The organism is Pedobacter steynii, assembly GCF_001721645.1.
In the GTDB taxonomy this organism is placed as follows: domain Bacteria; phylum Bacteroidota; class Bacteroidia; order Sphingobacteriales; family Sphingobacteriaceae; genus Pedobacter; species Pedobacter steynii_A.
Map to the genome: position 1 here is coordinate 672,957 of NZ_CP017141.1, position 17,170 is coordinate 690,126.

Annotated in this window: 9 protein-coding genes; 1 reads left to right on the forward strand and 8 read right to left on the reverse strand. The window is 42.8% G+C overall.

The features are described from left to right. Window positions 1–5: 5 nt before the first annotated feature. The 7 genes from BFS30_RS02860 to BFS30_RS02890 form a co-directional block, all read right to left on the reverse strand. Window positions 6–1,295, reverse strand: coding sequence for an MFS transporter (locus BFS30_RS02860; protein WP_069377892.1), 1,290 nt, complete (start codon window positions 1,293–1,295; stop codon window positions 6–8). Then, window positions 1,288–2,343 (reverse strand): glycoside hydrolase family 130 protein, encoded by a 1,056-nt coding sequence (locus BFS30_RS02865; RefSeq protein WP_069377893.1) that lies wholly within the window; start codon window positions 2,341–2,343, stop codon window positions 1,288–1,290. The genes BFS30_RS02860 and BFS30_RS02865 overlap by 8 nt, the downstream gene beginning before the upstream one ends. A 5-nt stretch (window positions 2,344–2,348) precedes the next feature. Beyond that, complete coding sequence (locus BFS30_RS02870) at window positions 2,349–3,836, reverse strand: RagB/SusD family nutrient uptake outer membrane protein (RefSeq protein WP_069377894.1); 1,488 nt, start codon at window positions 3,834–3,836, stop codon at window positions 2,349–2,351. A gap of 11 nt (window positions 3,837–3,847) precedes the next feature. After that, entirely contained in the window at window positions 3,848–6,925 is a 3,078-nt protein-coding gene (locus tag BFS30_RS02875; protein WP_069377895.1) for a SusC/RagA family TonB-linked outer membrane protein, read from the reverse strand. A 108-nt stretch (window positions 6,926–7,033) separates the two neighbouring features. After that, window positions 7,034–8,617, reverse strand: coding sequence for a membrane dipeptidase (locus BFS30_RS02880; protein ID WP_069377896.1), 1,584 nt, complete (start codon window positions 8,615–8,617; stop codon window positions 7,034–7,036). Window positions 8,618–8,715: 98 nt separating this feature from the next. Continuing rightward, entirely contained in the window at window positions 8,716–12,822 is a 4,107-nt protein-coding gene (locus BFS30_RS02885; protein WP_069377897.1) for a two-component regulator propeller domain-containing protein, read from the reverse strand. Window positions 12,823–13,019: 197 nt separating this feature from the next. Continuing rightward, the gene (locus BFS30_RS02890; protein ID WP_069377898.1) at window positions 13,020–14,246 is read right to left on the reverse strand and encodes a thioredoxin family protein; all 1,227 of its coding nucleotides are present in this window, start codon (window positions 14,244–14,246) and stop codon (window positions 13,020–13,022) included. A gap of 208 nt (window positions 14,247–14,454) precedes the next feature. Between BFS30_RS02890 and BFS30_RS02895 the strand changes: the two genes are divergently transcribed. Next, window positions 14,455–15,534 (forward strand): PDDEXK nuclease domain-containing protein, encoded by a 1,080-nt coding sequence (locus BFS30_RS02895; protein ID WP_069377899.1) that lies wholly within the window; start codon window positions 14,455–14,457, stop codon window positions 15,532–15,534. Between the two features lie 2 nt (window positions 15,535–15,536). Here BFS30_RS02895 and BFS30_RS02900 read toward each other — a convergent pair whose 3' ends face one another. Further along, window positions 15,537–17,144, reverse strand: a complete 1,608-nt coding sequence (locus BFS30_RS02900; protein WP_167353121.1) for an endonuclease/exonuclease/phosphatase family protein — start codon at window positions 17,142–17,144, stop codon at window positions 15,537–15,539. Between the last annotated feature and the right edge of the window lie 26 nt (window positions 17,145–17,170).

The window sequence follows — 17,170 nt, forward strand, 5'->3', positions numbered from 1 at the left end:
TCCGGTTAAACCGCAGCCGGAACCATCACTTTGGCCTGGCTTTCTTCTTCCAGCTGTAGTTCTTCATTCATTATTTTTCCCTTTTTCAGGATCCCTTTTGCTACCCAGTAAGAACTCAGCTGCAAAACGGCAACAATAATAATGGCATAGCGAAGGGCTATTTCATTGGAAAAATAATAGGCCAGCAGCAGAAATGTTCCGGCACCGGTAAGGCGGCCAATATATAGTCCGGCTTCATGGTTTAAAATATAGGCGAATTCGCTTCTCTTTTCTTTTTTAGTCAGGATATCGATCACACTAAACTGGATGGGAAAATAGGCCAGGTCCAGCAGCGGCTTAGCCAGCAGAAGGAACAACATAAACAGGATGACTCCGGTTTCATTAAACAGGATTCCGTTAATGAGCGCAGCAACGGTAAATAAAACAAGGCCTGTTCCGAACACATAAATCCGGTGTTCCGGTCCGGTTTTACGGCCGATGATGTACATCAGCACCGCAGCAAATACTGCTCCTACCGACTGAGCTGTTCCCAATGCCCCTTCTTTTCCAAGCAGCAGCATGATCAGCATTGCCGGAGCGGTCACCAAAAACCCCTGTACCAGGCCTTTTAAAACTGCCAGCGACATCAGCCGGTACCAGTAAGTATGAAACTTAAAATAGATAAACTTCTTGTTAACCGGATTGCTGAACTTTCCGGTAAAGCACATCACTGAAGCTGCAATGGTAATGACAAATACGACACCCGTTACAATTTTATAAGCCATTTTTGCATCACCGGCAGTGGCAGAAAACTCAATGAACCAGCCAATGATCACCGGAATGACAACCGCGATGATGGTATAGAAAAATGTTTCCAGGCCATAATAGTAATTGCGGTTGCTGTCGTTGGTCGTGGCCAGGGCCAGGAAATCCCGGTTCGCCCAGTAAAAGCCAAAAGACATCCCCATCACAATACCTGCGATTCCGATTCCGGTAATGTCAAGTGTTTTCAGCGACATCATGATCATCATCGAGATGGCACTGAGCACCATTCCAAAGGAATAAAGTACTTTAATCGGAAAACGGTTTAACAACCAGCCATTGATCAGAAAAGTTAATGGAATTCCGGTATAGATGGTCAGCTGATACACCACCACCTTTACCGGATCGTTTGAACTTCGCATCACGTAAGCTGCCACAAAAATATCGATCACCGGCAAAACAATGCTATAGATCAGATTGGTTAAAGTCAGCACTTTAAAATTATGAGACTGGGTCTTGAAATGCGCGATTTCGGACTTTAGTTTATTAATCATGCTCGTAGGATAAGGAGTTTAAGATTTCAGCTATAGAAAATTTAGCCCCGCAAACAAATTCGTCGGCAGCACCATAATAAATTGTGAGTTCATCCCCTTTAACCACATGGCCATTGGTGAATACAACATGCCCGAAGAAACCACTCAGCTCGTAAGTAGTTGTGGGCATCATAATTGGTTTTTCTGATCTTGCAATCACGATGGAAGGGTCGAGCAGATCGAGTAAAAAGGCACCTAAACAATACTGATGAGCTGAATTGGCACCATGGTAAATTTCCAGCCAGCCCTTTTCCGTTTTGATTGGTGCTGCCCCTCCACCTACCCTGGCACTATCCCAGCTATTTTTTCGGGTAGTGACGAGACATTTATGTTTCCCCCAGTGTATGCCGTCCGGAGATTCTGCAAGCCAGATGTAATTCCCGCCAATGTCCACGCTGCTTGGGCGGTGCAAGGCATAAAATTTCCCATTGATCTTTTCTTCAAAAATGGCGCAATCCTTATTGTGAGGAGGAATGATCATCCCTTCAGATTCAAAATTTTTCCAGTCTTTCGTTGTACGCAACCCCACACCTACCCCTTGTTCTGAAACGGCAGTATAAGTCAGGTAGTAAGTACCATTCAGCAGGCTTACCCTGCAGTCCTCTATTCCAAAAGCTTCCTGCATATTTTCTCCCTGCAGGAACGGATAGCCTTCAGGTTCATAAAAGCGGATCCCATCTTCACTGCAGAGCAGGCGCAAATGAGAAAGGGTAGTCAGATAATCTACGCCTTTGTACCTGATCACTCTTGGATCCTCCGCATTCAGCTCCGGATCATCAGTAGGGATTTCTATAATTTCAATTCCATCCTCCTTTAATACCGGAAAAGAAATGACCCCTTCCTGCTGAGCCGGTCTTTCTGCCACGCGGACCAGCAGCCAGGTCTTTCCTTCAAAAGTAAAGACACCTGGGTTTAAGAGACAGCTGATTTCCAGTCCGGCTCTGCTTGGCTTTAAATCGGCGGGCGACAATAATGGATTTTCTGTAAATCTTTGTGCCTGATCTTTCATAACTATTAATAACCTGGGTTTTGTACGATTGCTTTTCCTGATTTATCCACTTCACCCTGTGGTACGGGATACAGGTAATTGTGGTCCTGGAAATTCTTGCCCAGGGCAGTCAACACTGTTTTTGCTGTTTTCCAGCGCTTAAGATCATTCAACCGTTGCCCTTCGAAGCCAAGTTCCACCCTTCGCTCCTGCATCAGCCAGCTTTTGATCTGCGCTTTATTGGTCACCGCCACTGAACGGTCCGGTAATGTACCGATCGGGGCAATGCCTCCTGCAGCTGTTGGCGAAGTTCTTGCGCGCCTTCGGATGTTGTTGATGATGGTTATTGCATTGACATAAGCGTTGTTTTCGTTATAGGCTTCAGCTTTCCAAAGCAACACATCCGCCATCCGGATCATGATTTTATTACTTGGTCCATCATCATTGCCTTTATTTGCACCGTTAAGCGATCCCAATAGCTTATTTACATTTTTATCCGTCACATTAACTGTGTAAGCTAATCTCGGATCATTGGTTTCGAAAGCATTCAGAAAATCAGCGCTGGGTGCAAAGAAGCCCCAGTCTAACAAAGCACTGATCCCATTTCCTTTACGGACAGTCTGTCCGGAGATGTGGTCATAGGCAAAGATGACTTCATTGTCGTTAAACTCTTTCGACACATTGAAATTGTCAAAGTAATTGGCATTCAAGGTATACATGCCCATTCCTTCCAGCTCCGTCACCAGTGCAATCACTTCCGTCCATTTCTGGTTATACAGGGCTACCTTCGCCTGCAATGCCACAACAGCTCCTTTTGATACCCGCCATTTCTCTGCCGTACTCGAAAATTTCGTAGCCGGAAGTGCCGCTTTAGCTTTACTCAGGTCATCATTGATTAATGCCCAGGCTTGTGATTGCGGAACCGTTCTCGCCACTTCATAAGCCTCATTAAAGGTTTTTAGAGGTTTGGTGATGATCGGGACATCCCCGAAATTATTAACCAGGTCAAAATAATAATACGCCCTTAAAAAGTAGGCTTCTCCAAGCAACCGACTCCTCAGTGTTGCCTCCATCCCGATCTTCGCAATCAGCGCTTCGTCTGTCAGATAGCTGAGTGCCAGGTTGGCTTTGGAGATTCCCTGATAGTTAAAAGCCCAGACCCCATTAAAACCTCCGTTTTCTGAGGTGAACCTGAAACCGGCAATATCATCCATCCAGGGTTGATCCCCATCCGGGTTCCATTTCTTTAACACATCCCCTCCGGCGATATCCTGCAGGATGACATCCGGGCGAATCACTTTACCACCAGACCAATCCCAGTTTCCCATCAGGTTTAAGGTATAGGACAACATTCTATAGGAAGCATCAACCGAAGAGACCACTGTATTTAAGGTCGGGTCTGTGCTCACCTGTTCCGGGGTAATTAACCCAATCGGATCTTTATACAGCTCTTTCTTACAACCCGCAGTAAACATTAAGCCTACGGCGAATAAGGATATATATAATTGTTTCATCTGAATATCTTTTAAAATTTAACATTTACACCAAACAGGAATGCGCGTGATTGCGGGTAGGTCCCCATATCCACCTGATCGATAGATTCCGGATCCAGGCCACTGTACTTCGTGCTTGTATACAGGTTCTGACCAGAAACATAAAGTCTGACATCCTTTACTCCCAGTTTTGTTTTCTTCATCAGATCACCGAAAGAATAACCGAGTTCCACATTTTTAATCCTGAAATAAGACGCGTCTTCAACAAACAGACTGGACACCCGGCTTACTCCCGTATCGGTGGTACTCACCCGCGGCATGGTATTCGATGTTCCCGGGCCATTCCAGCTTTGAAGAACCGCTATTGAAGAGTTAAATGGCCTGCTGTCAAAATCGGTAATCTTCTTCGCATCATTGTATTTGTCTATCCCCTGAACTCCTTGCATGAATACCGAAAAGTCAAAACCTTTATAACCACCAGACAGGTTGATGCCATAGGAAAATTTAGGAATCGGGTTCCCAAGGAAAGTCCGGTCATTATCATTGATCTGGCCATTTCCATCCAGGTCAGCAAATTTGATATCTCCGGGTACCTGTGATGGATTACTTGTTCCGGACAGGTGTTGTGTTACCTCGGCCTGGGTTTGGTAAATTCCTTCCATTTTATAACCATAGAATGCATTTAGTGGTTGGCCGGGAACCGTTCTTGTGAATGGTCCGCTCAGCGTCGGCACATTCGGATGTAGCTGTATGACTTTGTTATTTAAGGTTGCCATATTTCCGCTTAGGGAATAGTTAAAATCACCGATGGCATTGCGATAACTGGCAGAAAATTCAAATCCTTTATTTCTTACTTTACCTGCATTTACATACGTCGGGCTCACTGAACCCACCATTTCAGGCAAACTCAGTTGCAAAAGGATATCAGAAGTAGTTTTCACAAAATAATCGGCCGAGAGGGCCAGTTTGTTACTGAACAGGTTAAAATCCAGTCCGATATTCTGTTGTGAAGTCGTTTCCCATTTCAGGTCGGGATTGCCATAACGGTTCAGTGAATATCCTTCCCCATCTTTAATCATGGTACTCAGGTAGGCATAATTAGGAATCTGCTGATTTCCCAGTTTTCCTGTACTTGCCCTTAGTTTTAAGTTTGAAATCCATTTGACCTCCTTCATGAAAGATTCTTCGGAGATCGCCCATCCGGCAGATACAGAAGGAAAATATCCCCATTGTTTATTCTCTCCAAATCTGGAAGAAGCATCTCCCCTGAGATTTGCCGTTAACATATAGCGCGAATCATACACATAAGTTCCGGAAGCAAAAACAGAGAACAGCGCCCATTCACTCGCATTTCCACCATTCCAAAGGTCTCTGGCAGAAGAGCCAAAATCGATGTACTGAAAACTGTTAGTGGTATAATCATAACGTTTTCTGGAAGCAGAAAGCCCTGATGCTTTATTTTTAATATATTCTGTTCCTACCAATCCGTTGATGGCATGTTTATCAATCGTTTTGACATAATTCAGGGTATTGTTCCAGGTCAGGTTCAGTTCCTCGCCTCTTTCCTCGTTCAATCCGTTTGGCCGGTTTTGTCTGCCTGCCCCCGGATCCACCTCATTGGGATCATTGTTGTCGTCATCTCCAAAGTTTTGCAGGAATGCCTTATTGTGCAGAAAATTCAGGTCGACACCCAGGTTTGTTCTTAACGTCAGGGATTTATCGCCCAGGAATGCATATTCCGCATAGGCATTTCCAAAAGTTTTCACATTATTTCTTTTGTCGTTGGCAAAATAAGCGAGTGCGATCGGGTTGGAAGTTCTCTCAAAATTCTGGTCCCATCCGCCATTGCTGCTATTGAATTTATAAAAAGGCAGGTCCGTAAAAGGATTGTCGGTTTTATAAGTTGGGTCTGAAGGGTCCTTGAAAACCGACAATACCGGCGGTCTTAACAGGGCGTGGCGAATAATCCCTGGTGCGTCACCTTTTGAAGATAACCAGTCCTGTTTTGCCGTTGACATCTGGAGATTGGTTCCGATTTTAAAGCGGTCCGTCAGTTTTGCGTTAATATTTGCCCTGAAATTAAAGCGTTCATACTGATCGTGGTTATAGACCACAATTCCATTTTGTTTGTAATAAGCACCAGACAAAAGGTATTGAACCTGATCGCTGCCACCACTTGCCGTTAACTGTGCATTTTGGGACCTTCCCGTTTCAAAAAGTTCATTCAGCCAATCGGTATCTGCCAGATCCGTTCTTCCCTTCGCTGCGGTAAAAGGATTTGGATCCGGTTTCCCCCCATTTTTCCAGGCCTGTTCCTGTTTGCTCAGGTATTGAGCCGTATTTAGGAGTGTGGGCAGATTGGTCACCTTCTGAATTCCGTTATAATAGCTCAGTTCCAGTGTAGAGCGGTTGGCTACCCCTTGTTTAGTGGTGATCTGAACCACCCCACCAGCCGCACGTGCACCATAGATCGCAGCAGAAGCGGCATCTTTCATGACTGATAAGCTTTTAATATCTGAAGGATTTAAAAAAGAAATGTCCAGCGTTGGTGTTCCATCTACAATAAATAAAGGGCTGTTGAATCCAATGGTATTCTCTCCGCGAATGCGGATATTGATCGGGTCACCTGGTGCGCCGGTACTTTGCGTTACCTGTACTCCAGACACCTGACCTTGCAGCATTTGTGCCACATCAGGAACCCTTCGTTTCTCTCCATCACCAACATTCAGGTTTCCCATCGCTCCGGAAATGGTATTTTTACGTAAGCTCGTATACCCCACTACGATGACCTCATTCAAATCTGAAACACTGGGTTTCATCGATAGGTTCAATAGTGCATTTCCGGTATAAGGAAGCGTTACCGGAAGATAACCAACATAATTAAACACGAGTGATTTCGGGCCGTCCGGAAGTAGCGTAATCACATATGCTCCATTTGCATCCGTAGCCGTTTTGTTTGGTGTATTCAGTTGCTGAACAACAACCCCCGGAAAGGGTTGCTGATTTTCATCAGTCACTTTTCCACTTAGTTTTACCTGGGCCAGAGCACTAAGCCCTGATAGCACGATTAACAGTGACAAACCCAGTGAGAAGAGTAGATTTCTTTTCATCTGTGATATATTTGGTTATCACAAATTTATAGGAGTAGCCACCTGAAGGAGTGTACTATAGTTACATTTTAGTTCACTATAGTTACAAAGGGACGTATTCTTGCACTATTAAAAATGTTTTTCCAGAAAAGCCTTCGCATTTCGAAACATCAAACGATCTACAATTTCGCCGGCGGTAAGATGGATATCCGGGTAATGCGGTAGTTCAAGCTCCAGTTCAGTTTTTAGTGACAGGGCAAAAGTTGCCGCCTCTGTTGAATTCCGAAAACAAGCTACTGCTGCAATCATCCCGTCGAAGTCAGAGCCGATACATAAATGATCCCATGGTGCAGGCATCCCGTACCAGTCTGTAATTTCCCAGATCCGGATGATATGGTTAAGTACCAAGCGCACATGGTACCTGTAATCCGCAGACAGGTCCGTTTTCTTTTTTGAAGCAAAGATCTGCTGGAGTTCTGCATCGGCTTCATTCAGATCCCCTATGTCCTGAGGCTCGGGATGAACCAGGTTGAGCGTGGTATTGCCGTTGTCGATTTGCCCCATATCAAACTGTTCGGATAAGGCCTGTATTTGTTGATCTGCATCCGGAGCAGTGAGCAATTCATATTCTTCATGGCTGTAAAAATCACTTTGCAAAGCTCCGGTTTTATCTTTACCACCAAGTATTCTCAGGTCCAGAGAGATGCCGATAAGGCCTTTACTACCCAGGATTTCAGTAATGTCTTCATTATATAAATTTATGGAGAGCGGATAGAAGTCTGTTCCTTCCAGTTTACCCCTGTTTTTAAGCCAGGTCAATTTATAGCCATAGCTCTTCCTGACCGGGTTGATGACCATATTTCTATCTTTCCGAAATACCGTCCAGCTCTCTCCTGTCAAACCAATATGGCTGGCGATGATGGGCATATCCGGAAAATGTTTCTTTCTGAACAGATAGAAAATCCGCCGGGAAACAAGGCTCATGTGTTTGACGTCGATGAAGACCTTTTTAGCATAGGCATTTTCAATCATTCGCTTCCCAAATGCAGTGATCCCTATTCCCTTGGGCAGCAGCGGTCCTTTTGTAAGCAGTTTATTCCCGTAGGCATGGGTAATAAATTCATTTGGTGTTAAATGCGCCAGTGTGAAATATAAGACCCTAAAACCTTTACTTATAAAAGAATTGAAATTACCGACCACCTGTTCTATATCCTTCACCCTATTGTTAAGGTCGTAAAAGGTATGCGCTCCTTCGATGTTAAATAAGATATGCAGGGTATTGAAATCGGTAGCCTGATATTCGTTCCAGTTTTTGAGGAATTTAATCTTCTTTCCCGCTTCTATCTGATCTTCAGGTCTTGGAGCTGCACTGATGTTTGCAAATTCCTGTGCAAAAGTCTGCTGGTATGAGCTGGTTAAGGTGATCATCTCATTTAACCGGTCCCTGCTCAGGAATTTTTTATAGACCGTTGCAGCACCTATTTTTAGCAGAAATTGGTCAATCATTCCGATTTCCGGTGGATGCAGGGTCAGACAAACCAGGTTCATATCCCCCTGCTGCATTAGCATTTTTAGGGAACATTGAGATTCCAGAATGTCGCCAATCAGGTGATCCTTAGGATTTAGGTTGCTCCAGGCAGAAAATTGCCTTCCATCTTGTGGGAGGAATAGGGTTTTTAGTCCGGGGTGACAATGAAGATCAAAGAATGCCATACCAATTGATTGAGATTTGAGGGGGCGTTTTCATAGTAAAGAAGTTGAGCGTTAGTACTTTCTAAATTACAAATACAAAGCACAAAAAGCAAAAATACCTATAGAAGATGTGTATGCTCTTCGTATTGTTGCTGACGATATTCATTTGGTGCACAATGATAGATCTTTTTAAACTCCCTGAAAAAGTAAGATTTGTTATTAAATCCGGTTCGGTAAAATATTTCAGATACCGTATACTGCGAAGCAATCAGCATATCCGCGGCATGTTTCAACCGGATTCTTTTGATAAACTCAGCGGGAGTCATTCCGGCGAGGGATTTCAGCCTTCTATACAATTGCATTTTGCTGATGGAAAGTGCATCTTCCAATGTTGCTGCATTCAGTTCAGGTTCATTCAGATTTGTCTCAATTACCTTCAGCAGCTCCTCCAGAAACTTCTTATCTGTATCGGCGATATCCACATCCATGAACTGATTAGTAATGTGCTGATCTTTAATCAGGTGTTCCATCCGGCGCTGGTCGTCCAGCAGTTTACGAATCCGTGCATGGAGGTAATTGATCTGGAACGGTTTCGGGATATAGGCATCCGCTCCCAGCTCATATCCTTCCGCTTTATGGTCTTCTGATCCTCTGGCAGATAAAATAACAAAGGGGATTCTGGCCATGGCGGGTGTTTGTTTTACGGTCCGGCATAATTCCAGTCCGTTCATATCAGGCATCATCACATCGCTGATGATCATACCTGGAATGGTTTTATGCAAGAAGGCCAATGCTTCCAGCCCCGTTCCCGCTTCATAGACCACGTAATGCTCTTTTAAGACATTCCTGATCAGGAAACGAAGTTCAGGTTCATCCTCGACCAATAAGATGCTTAACTTTTCTCCCTGCTGAAGGTCATCAATGAGGCTGCTTTTATTCCCCTCTTCAGCAGAAACCATATCCGGCTGTTCATGTACCTGCAGCAGGGATTCATACAGCGCAGAGGGTGCAGAGGTAATCACCTGGGTTTCTTCCGCAGCCCTGACTTCCGTCAGCGGTATGTTTATCCTGAAATCTATCCAGTCATTTTGTAGGCTCACCTGAATATCAGCGCCCATCAGGCTGATCAGTTCTTTTGTAAAGGCCAGACCAATTCCCGTACTGAATTTTTCCGTTTGCTGTTCATTGCTGACATAAAACCTGTTAAAGATCTGTTCCAGGTGTTCTGTTTTCAGGCTACAGCCTGAATTGGACACACTCAGTTCCAACATCCGTTCCTGAGGATGGTACCAGACTTTGAAAGCCACCGTTTCCCCGGTTCCGGAATGTTTAAAAGCATTCGACAACAGGTTGTACAATACCTTTTCAAATTTATCCTTATCTATGGAGCCTGCAATTCCTTCAGGGATAGTCCTAAGGTATTGCTGGTTATTTTTTTCACTCGCCGGAATAAACAGTTCGGAGAGGCTGTCCAGCATTTTACTGATGTCGACATAATCCTCCTGTTTTTTCAGGTACCCCGCTTCTGCCTTCCTGAATTCCAGCAATTGCTGTACTAAATAGGTTAACCTTGCAGTATGCTGATGGACCATAGAAACGAAATAGTTATTTTCTTTCTTTCTGAGGTGTTCTACAGAGCCCATGATCATCGTTAATGGCGTCTGAATTTCGTGTGCAATATTGGTAAAGAAATTCAGGCGTTTCTGATGCTCCTCTTCCTCTTTTTGTCGCAACAGATGCTCCATCTGCAACTGGTACTTCATCTGGAGTTTATTTTTGCGGTATACGTGAAAAGCATAACCAGATGCAATCAGCAGGAGCACATAGGCGAACAATGCATAATAAGTGAGCCAAAAGTATTGCTCCACATGCAGTCTGAATACGCTGATCCCTTCCGTCCACACGCCCTCTCCATTGCTCCATCTTACTTTTAGGATATAGTTGCCGGGAGGGACATTGTTATAAATGATATTTCCTATTGAGCCGGCATAATTCCAGTTCTGGTCCAATCCTTCCAGTTTATAGGCAAATTCGTTCTTGGCTTCATTTAAAAAGCTCATGGATTTCAGACTTACCTGGAAGAAATTATTTTTGCGCGCTAAAGTATATTCCGGAACTATAGATTGAACGGACTTCAGGACCTGCACCCTGTTTTCATCCAGGTTCTGCCCACCCATCTGTATATTGGAAACCAATACATTAGGCTGTAGCTTATTACCGGTAATGCGCTCCGGAACAAAATAATTAAATCCGTAAATCCCTCCAAAATACAACCTGCCATCCGCAGACTTCCATACTGCACCATCGCTAAATTCATTGCTTTGAAGTCCATCGCCAGCTCTGAAATTAGCGATGGCACCATTTTCAGGATTCAACCTGGCCAGACCTTTATTGGTACTCAGCCAGATACTTCCTGAATTGGCCCCTTCGATGGCATGGATGGTATTGTTGGGCAGCCCCTCATTCATCGTATATTTTTTGAAGGAAGGCTTATCCTTCAGAGACTCCTGATGGCTGAGCATATTCAGTCCATAACTCGTCCCGATCCATAACCTTTTTTTGGCGTCCAGGTAGAGAGAAAGCACATCATTGTTCGAAAGGTTGTCCGGAGCAGAAAAAGCTTTAAAAGTTCTGAATTTCCCTGTTTTTTTATTCAATACACTCAGGCCTCCATAACGGCAGGCGATCCAAAGCCGGTCGTCCTGATCATGACTCAACGCATAGATGATGTCATTGGCGGGCCCATTCGTTCCGCCAGACAAGTATTGTTTAAAATAGCTGATACTTAAACTGCCTGCGGCAGTTTTGCCAAGCTTTAAATGAATCAGTCCGCTACCACTTGTTCCCAGCCATAATGAGCTGTCTTTATCCTGCAGAATAGCATAAACAGAACCAAAAGCAGGTAATTTCTCCACTCCGGCAAGTTCATTCCAGGGGATTGTCCTTTTTTTATTCAGGTCGTAGATTCCAAGCCCTTTTCCATCTGTCCCGATATAGATGTAGGGGGATACTCCCTTTTTCAGGGCATACACTGAATTGTTTTCCAGGCCATTGCCGGTATTAAGCCCGGTTTTTAAGGAATTGCCCGGAGACCTGGACCAGAAATCATTTAAGATCACAATTCCTCTTCCTTTAGTACCTACCCATAAATTTCCATCTACCTCCGCAAAAGCCCGGACCGGTTTATCCAGATCAGCAAAACTGCTTTTATTGACCAGTCCGAAATAGTTAATTTTTGGATAGATCTTGATCAGGCCATCTCCATCCGTTCCGATCCACAAAACGTTGTCTTTCGCTACTTCAATATTGGTTACCCTGATATTGGCCAGCTGGCGTACCTCTTGCTGCAGGAAAGAAGAAGGCTTAAACTCCTGATCGAACACCGCTATTCCCTGTCCGTCCCGGACCAGGATATAATACGACTGGTAATAGCTGATGGATTTAACGCTACCTCCAATATTGCTTATTTTTTGGGGAATAAACTGTGAATCAACAGCCCATAAATCTTTCTGGTTATCTGTAAAAAAAATCCGGTTATTGGCCAGGAAGAAATTATTGATCTGTTTTTGAGGCTTTAAAATTCTGACCTGGCTTAAGCCTGACCGGCCTACTTTACCGTTCAGCAAGGTCCCATCATTTTGGAGAAACCACATCAAACCATTCCCGGCACATTCCATTTTCAGGATTTTCTTAATTCCTGCAGGAAAAGGAATCGGCTTAAACTGATTAAGCTTTGAATCAAACCATTTTAAACCATAGGTTTTGCTATAGCAGAAAACGGTACCATCAGTTCCTATTGCCAGTTCATATTCTTTTTCAGTTACACTTCTTTTTGTAGCCTGATTATAAAAATAATGATAAAACTTTCCCTGAGGTTTTTCAAACCTGGTGATTCCGCCAATCGTACTGATCCAGATATTGGCCTTCCCATCTTCCCTGATATCCTGAATGACATTGTTTCCTATGCTTCCACTTTTGTTTTCACTGTTGTAATTAAAAACCTTGAAATCGGTACCGTCATATCTGTTTAATCCATCCCATGTACCCACCCATAGCAATTGATCTTTATCCTGAAAAACAACATTAACCGCGCTGTTTGACAAGCCATTCCGGTTATCAAACTGCTGAAAATAAAACTGACCAGGATCCTGATTTATGGCTGCAGCAGCAAATCTGGCCACAGCAATCAGCACCACCGTGAAATAAAATTTAAAGAAACCCCTCATTGATAAAATATATCCCAATCCAATATACAATAAATCACAAGGATTCAAGCAGAGGCAGATTGGACTTAAAGGAACAATTCTGATACAAACTACACCCGGATATTATGATATAAAGATATCATGACATATAATCATGAAAAAGCCCTGGATATAAATCCAGGGCTTTTTCATGATCATATTGGTATGTTCTTATTCTTTTACCAGGTTTTCTCTCCCTTTTGCATTTTATCAAGAGTAGTCTGATAGTTTGCTTTTTCCGTTGCAGGAACCAGTTCAATCGCCTTCTTCTGCATAGCAATCGCTTCCTCTTTCTTTCCCATTTTATAAAGCAGGTTAGCATAGGTATCCAGGAAAGCAGGTTCTTTACTCTGGGTATCCTCGACACTGCGTTTACTCCAGGCCATGGCAGAGGCCACACACTCCGCATCTTCGCAATTTTCAAATACCGTCCAGGCAAAGCTATTTAACATCGAACCTTCTACTTCAGTTCCGTATTTTTTCATATAAGCCAATACAGACGATTGAAATTTGGGCCAGTTCTTCGTGTTTTGATAAAACTGAACCTGCAAAAGTTCTGTTGATTTGCTCAGGTCTACAGTAGGATATTTTGATTTTGCCAGCGCAATCAGTGAATCCAGATTAGCAGAAGGCTTTCTCAAATGAGGATAAATTTCCTCCTGAAGGATCACCCCACTCAAGATTTTATTAGACTTTCCTTTACCTAATACGGCATCTACTTTCCCTGGCTCTTTCAGCATCAGCTGAAATCCTTTACTCTTGCTGTTTTGGGTAAACTTCCCTAAAAACTCCAGGTTATCTTTAGTGTATAAATCTGTTTGTGTTGCCAGATAAGCAGCAGACAACTTCGCTGCATTTCCCTGATCATAAGCTTCTTCAGCAATAAAAGCCAATTGTTTTAAGGTTTGCGGGCTGGCATTACCTGCTTCATATTTTTTTAGCAGGGTATAGTACTGTGTTTCCGGGTTCAATGCCTTTTCTGCTTTGGCAATAAAAGCATCAGCCTCTCCACCACCAACAATCCGGTGCACCAATTCACCATTTGGTGAAAAGATCAGAAATGTAGGATAAGCCTGAATTTTATAGGCTGCATTAATCGCATCTGCATCCGCATACCAGCTTTTTATTTCTTCACTGTCTTCTTTGGTCTTATCGAACTGAACTTTTACATTGACAAAATTTTTATTGAAAAAGGCGCCTACTTTCTCCTGTGGGAAAATGGTACTGGCCATGTATTTACAAGGTCCGCACCAGGTGGTAAAGCAATCCACAAAAAGATATTTGTTTTCCTTCTTTGCTTTTTCCTGAACCTGTTTCCAATTGAGTCCATGTTCAAAATGTGTTCCTTTATCCTGTGCAATTCCCAGAAAAGGGATCAGGAGAAATAATAAAATTAACTTCTTCATTTGATTGTTTTTTTATGATTATGCCAGATTATGTTTTTTATCACCTACAAGATAATAACTCTCTATCACATAACGACATCGATCAATATCATTTAACATAAATTAACATTAAGAACACATAATTAACAATTATTAAAATAAAAACATCCTGTTTCGTGGAATTTCAAAATATATTACTCAAGATTGCCTATACAAAACAGCAAAGTAAATGAAGCACCCTGCCGGACCGACAAAAGACAAATCCTTAAAAAACAATGACTTTCCTCTTTTTGAAAGTATAAAAACAATCCTATGTGAAACTCAGGCCCATGTTGTCCGGAGCATTAATTCGGCTATGATCCTGGCTTATTTCCAAATAGGCAAAATGATCGTCGAGGATGAACAATTGGGAATACAACGTGCAGCATATGCAAAAGAAACCATTCCCCGTCTAAGTAAGGAATTAACAAAGGAGTTTGGAAAAGGTTATTCAGCTGATAACCTTGAACGGTTCCGGAAATTTTACTTGATTTATCAACACAGGATTTCCGCATCAGTGATGCGGAAATCTTCAAATTGCCAGAAATCTATATCAGTGATTCAGGACAAAGGGGAATTCCCATTCCGTTTAAGCTGGACTCATTACATTCAATTACTAAAAATGAAAGATGATAATGAACGCAGTTTTTATGAAATTGAAGCTTCAGCAAACAACTGGTCAGTAAGAGAGTTACAACGACAGTATAATGCCGCATTGTTCGAACGCCTGAGCTTAAGCAAAGACAAAGAAAGTGTACATAAGCTCGCTAAAAAAGGTCAGATAATTGATCAGCCGGCTGATGCGCTAAAAAGTCATTACGTACTGGAATTTCTCGGGTTAAAAGAAGATGCCAAATATTCGGAAAACGATCTGGAAACCGCGATTATCGATAAACTGGAACATTTCATGTCGGAATTAGGAAAAGGTTTTCTATTTGAAGGCAGACAGCGCAGATTTACATTTGAAGGAGACAGTTTCTTTGTTGACCTGGTTTTCTACAACAGACTGTTAAAATGTTTCGTTCTTTTCGATCTGAAAATAGGCAAGCTCACACATCAGGATATCGGCCAAATGCAGATGTATGTAAATTACTATGATAGAAAAATAAAGACCGCTCAGGAGAATCCGACTATAGGGATCATTTTATGTAAAGAAGAGAACAGAACAATTGTAGAGTTTACCCTGCCCGAAGATAATAAACAGATCTTTGCAAAAGAGTATAAAGCGGTGTTACCAAGTAAGGAAGAGCTGCATAAACAATTAGAATAAGTTTAACGTGTCTTTAATTGAAACACCGTCATTAATGCAGCATGATCAGAAGGAAACATCACCGGATGATAGTCAATCACTCTTGATTCAATAGGGTTAAGTTCTTTCCCCTTATAGTAAATAAAATCAATTCTGTCCCGTAAGCCATATAAATTTGTTGTTGGTGCAGCCCTTAGGCCCCAGGTTAGTCCGGGATCAGATAAAGGGTTGACATGTAGTTTCCGGTAACTGTCCGTAAACCCTGCCTCTAGCATTTCGAGGCTTTCCGGCCATTCCACTGCCAGTCCATAATGAATGGCTTTAGTTTCTTCAATCCAGTCCAGATGAGATCCCATATTGAAATCACCAGCCATAACCACTGGCAAATGATCTGTATTTTTAAGATAGGGACTAATCTTTTTTAGAATTTCCTTAATTTCGGCATGTCGCGTTGGTGCTTCCTCCCTGATCAACTCAGGAGCACTTTTATGCTGTTGTCTGATGCTTGCATCAACGTCAGGTAAATAATTCAGCCAGGTATTAAAATAAATCAGCTTTTTATCCGGACTCAGTTTTAATTTCAATCCGCCAAAATTAGAGGGCTGGAATTCTCTGATGGTTTCCAGAATGGGATAACGGCTCATGACAGAGAGGTTAGCACTAATCAGGTAAAAATAATAGCCTAATGAATCTGCAATAATTGCTCCTGAACCATAGGTTTCCACAAGCCCTACGATGTCGGCATTGGTTGATTTGATGGTTTCGATCACACGTTCCAAACCTACGGTCTGTCCGTACCGATGTCCACCATGCCAGATATTCCAGGTTAAAACCTTTAAATGTGCCGGATCGTATGTTTCTTCTGTTTTCACCTGATCAGGAAAAAACTGTACATACTGCTTTTGAACTTCGGAGGCAGAAATGGCAAGATTCCAGACCTTTACTTCATCCACAAAACCATTGAAAGCATTCCATTGTGCATTAGACCCGTACTCCCATTTTTCATCAGATCCGCCGATAACAGTGGAAAGCTTATTTTCAAAACCACCAAGCCCTGGTGTATTGTAAATTGCGGTATTTTTCCCATCCAGATAGATCCATACTTCCTGTCGGTCTCTTTGCACGGTAAAGACAATCTGATGCCAGTTGCCATCATTGATCCGCTGCCTTTGGGCCGTTGGCTTATACTCATAACGCTGTTTTCCATCATTTAAAACCAGGGCCCATGCTCCATTTTCCTGTGTATAAATCTGCCATCCAATGGTAGAAAGGTCCTCAGCAATTTTATTTCCCATAACCGGACTCCCCATACTTGCATTCGCGATGGTTTTCACCCAGATCTGGACAGAAAAGGATGTCTTTTCAGTGAGTTCAGGCAAGGTCCCTTTATTCAGTTTAACAGGTCTTCTCAAAATTGCCTGAGCGGAAAGATCCAATGCTTTTCCGCTCAGGCCTTTGGCATATTGTGATTGCTGCAGATCAACCGCATAATAGGCACTGTCTATAGGGGTAATACGTTCCTTAAAACCGAAATCATCAAAATTCAACTGATACACCGGTTGTTGTGCATTTACATTATTCTGTCCAAGCATTATTAGGATCAGAATTAGCCCCATCTTTAATTTCATCATGCAATTCATCATTTCAGTACCCGCTT

Bases quoted from the DNA above. Each gene is read 5' to 3' on its own strand.
- BFS30_RS02900 (WP_167353121.1), bottom strand. From the start codon at position 17,144: ATGATGAAATTAAAGATGGGGCTAATTCTGATCCTAATAATGCTTGGA.
- BFS30_RS02885 (WP_069377897.1), bottom strand. From the start codon at position 12,822: ATGAGGGGTTTCTTTAAATTTTATTTCACGGTGGTGCTGATTGCTGTG.
- BFS30_RS02860 (WP_069377892.1), bottom strand. From the start codon at position 1,295: ATGATTAATAAACTAAAGTCCGAAATCGCGCATTTCAAGACCCAGTCT.
- BFS30_RS02880 (WP_069377896.1), bottom strand. From the start codon at position 8,617: ATGGCATTCTTTGATCTTCATTGTCACCCCGGACTAAAAACCCTATTC.
- BFS30_RS02870 (WP_069377894.1), bottom strand. From the start codon at position 3,836: ATGAAACAATTATATATATCCTTATTCGCCGTAGGCTTAATGTTTACT.
- BFS30_RS02875 (WP_069377895.1), bottom strand. From the start codon at position 6,925: ATGAAAAGAAATCTACTCTTCTCACTGGGTTTGTCACTGTTAATCGTG.
- BFS30_RS02890 (WP_069377898.1), bottom strand. From the start codon at position 14,246: ATGAAGAAGTTAATTTTATTATTTCTCCTGATCCCTTTTCTGGGAATT.
- BFS30_RS02865 (WP_069377893.1), bottom strand. From the start codon at position 2,343: ATGAAAGATCAGGCACAAAGATTTACAGAAAATCCATTATTGTCGCCC.
- BFS30_RS02895 (WP_069377899.1), top strand. From the start codon at position 14,455: ATGAAGCACCCTGCCGGACCGACAAAAGACAAATCCTTAAAAAACAAT.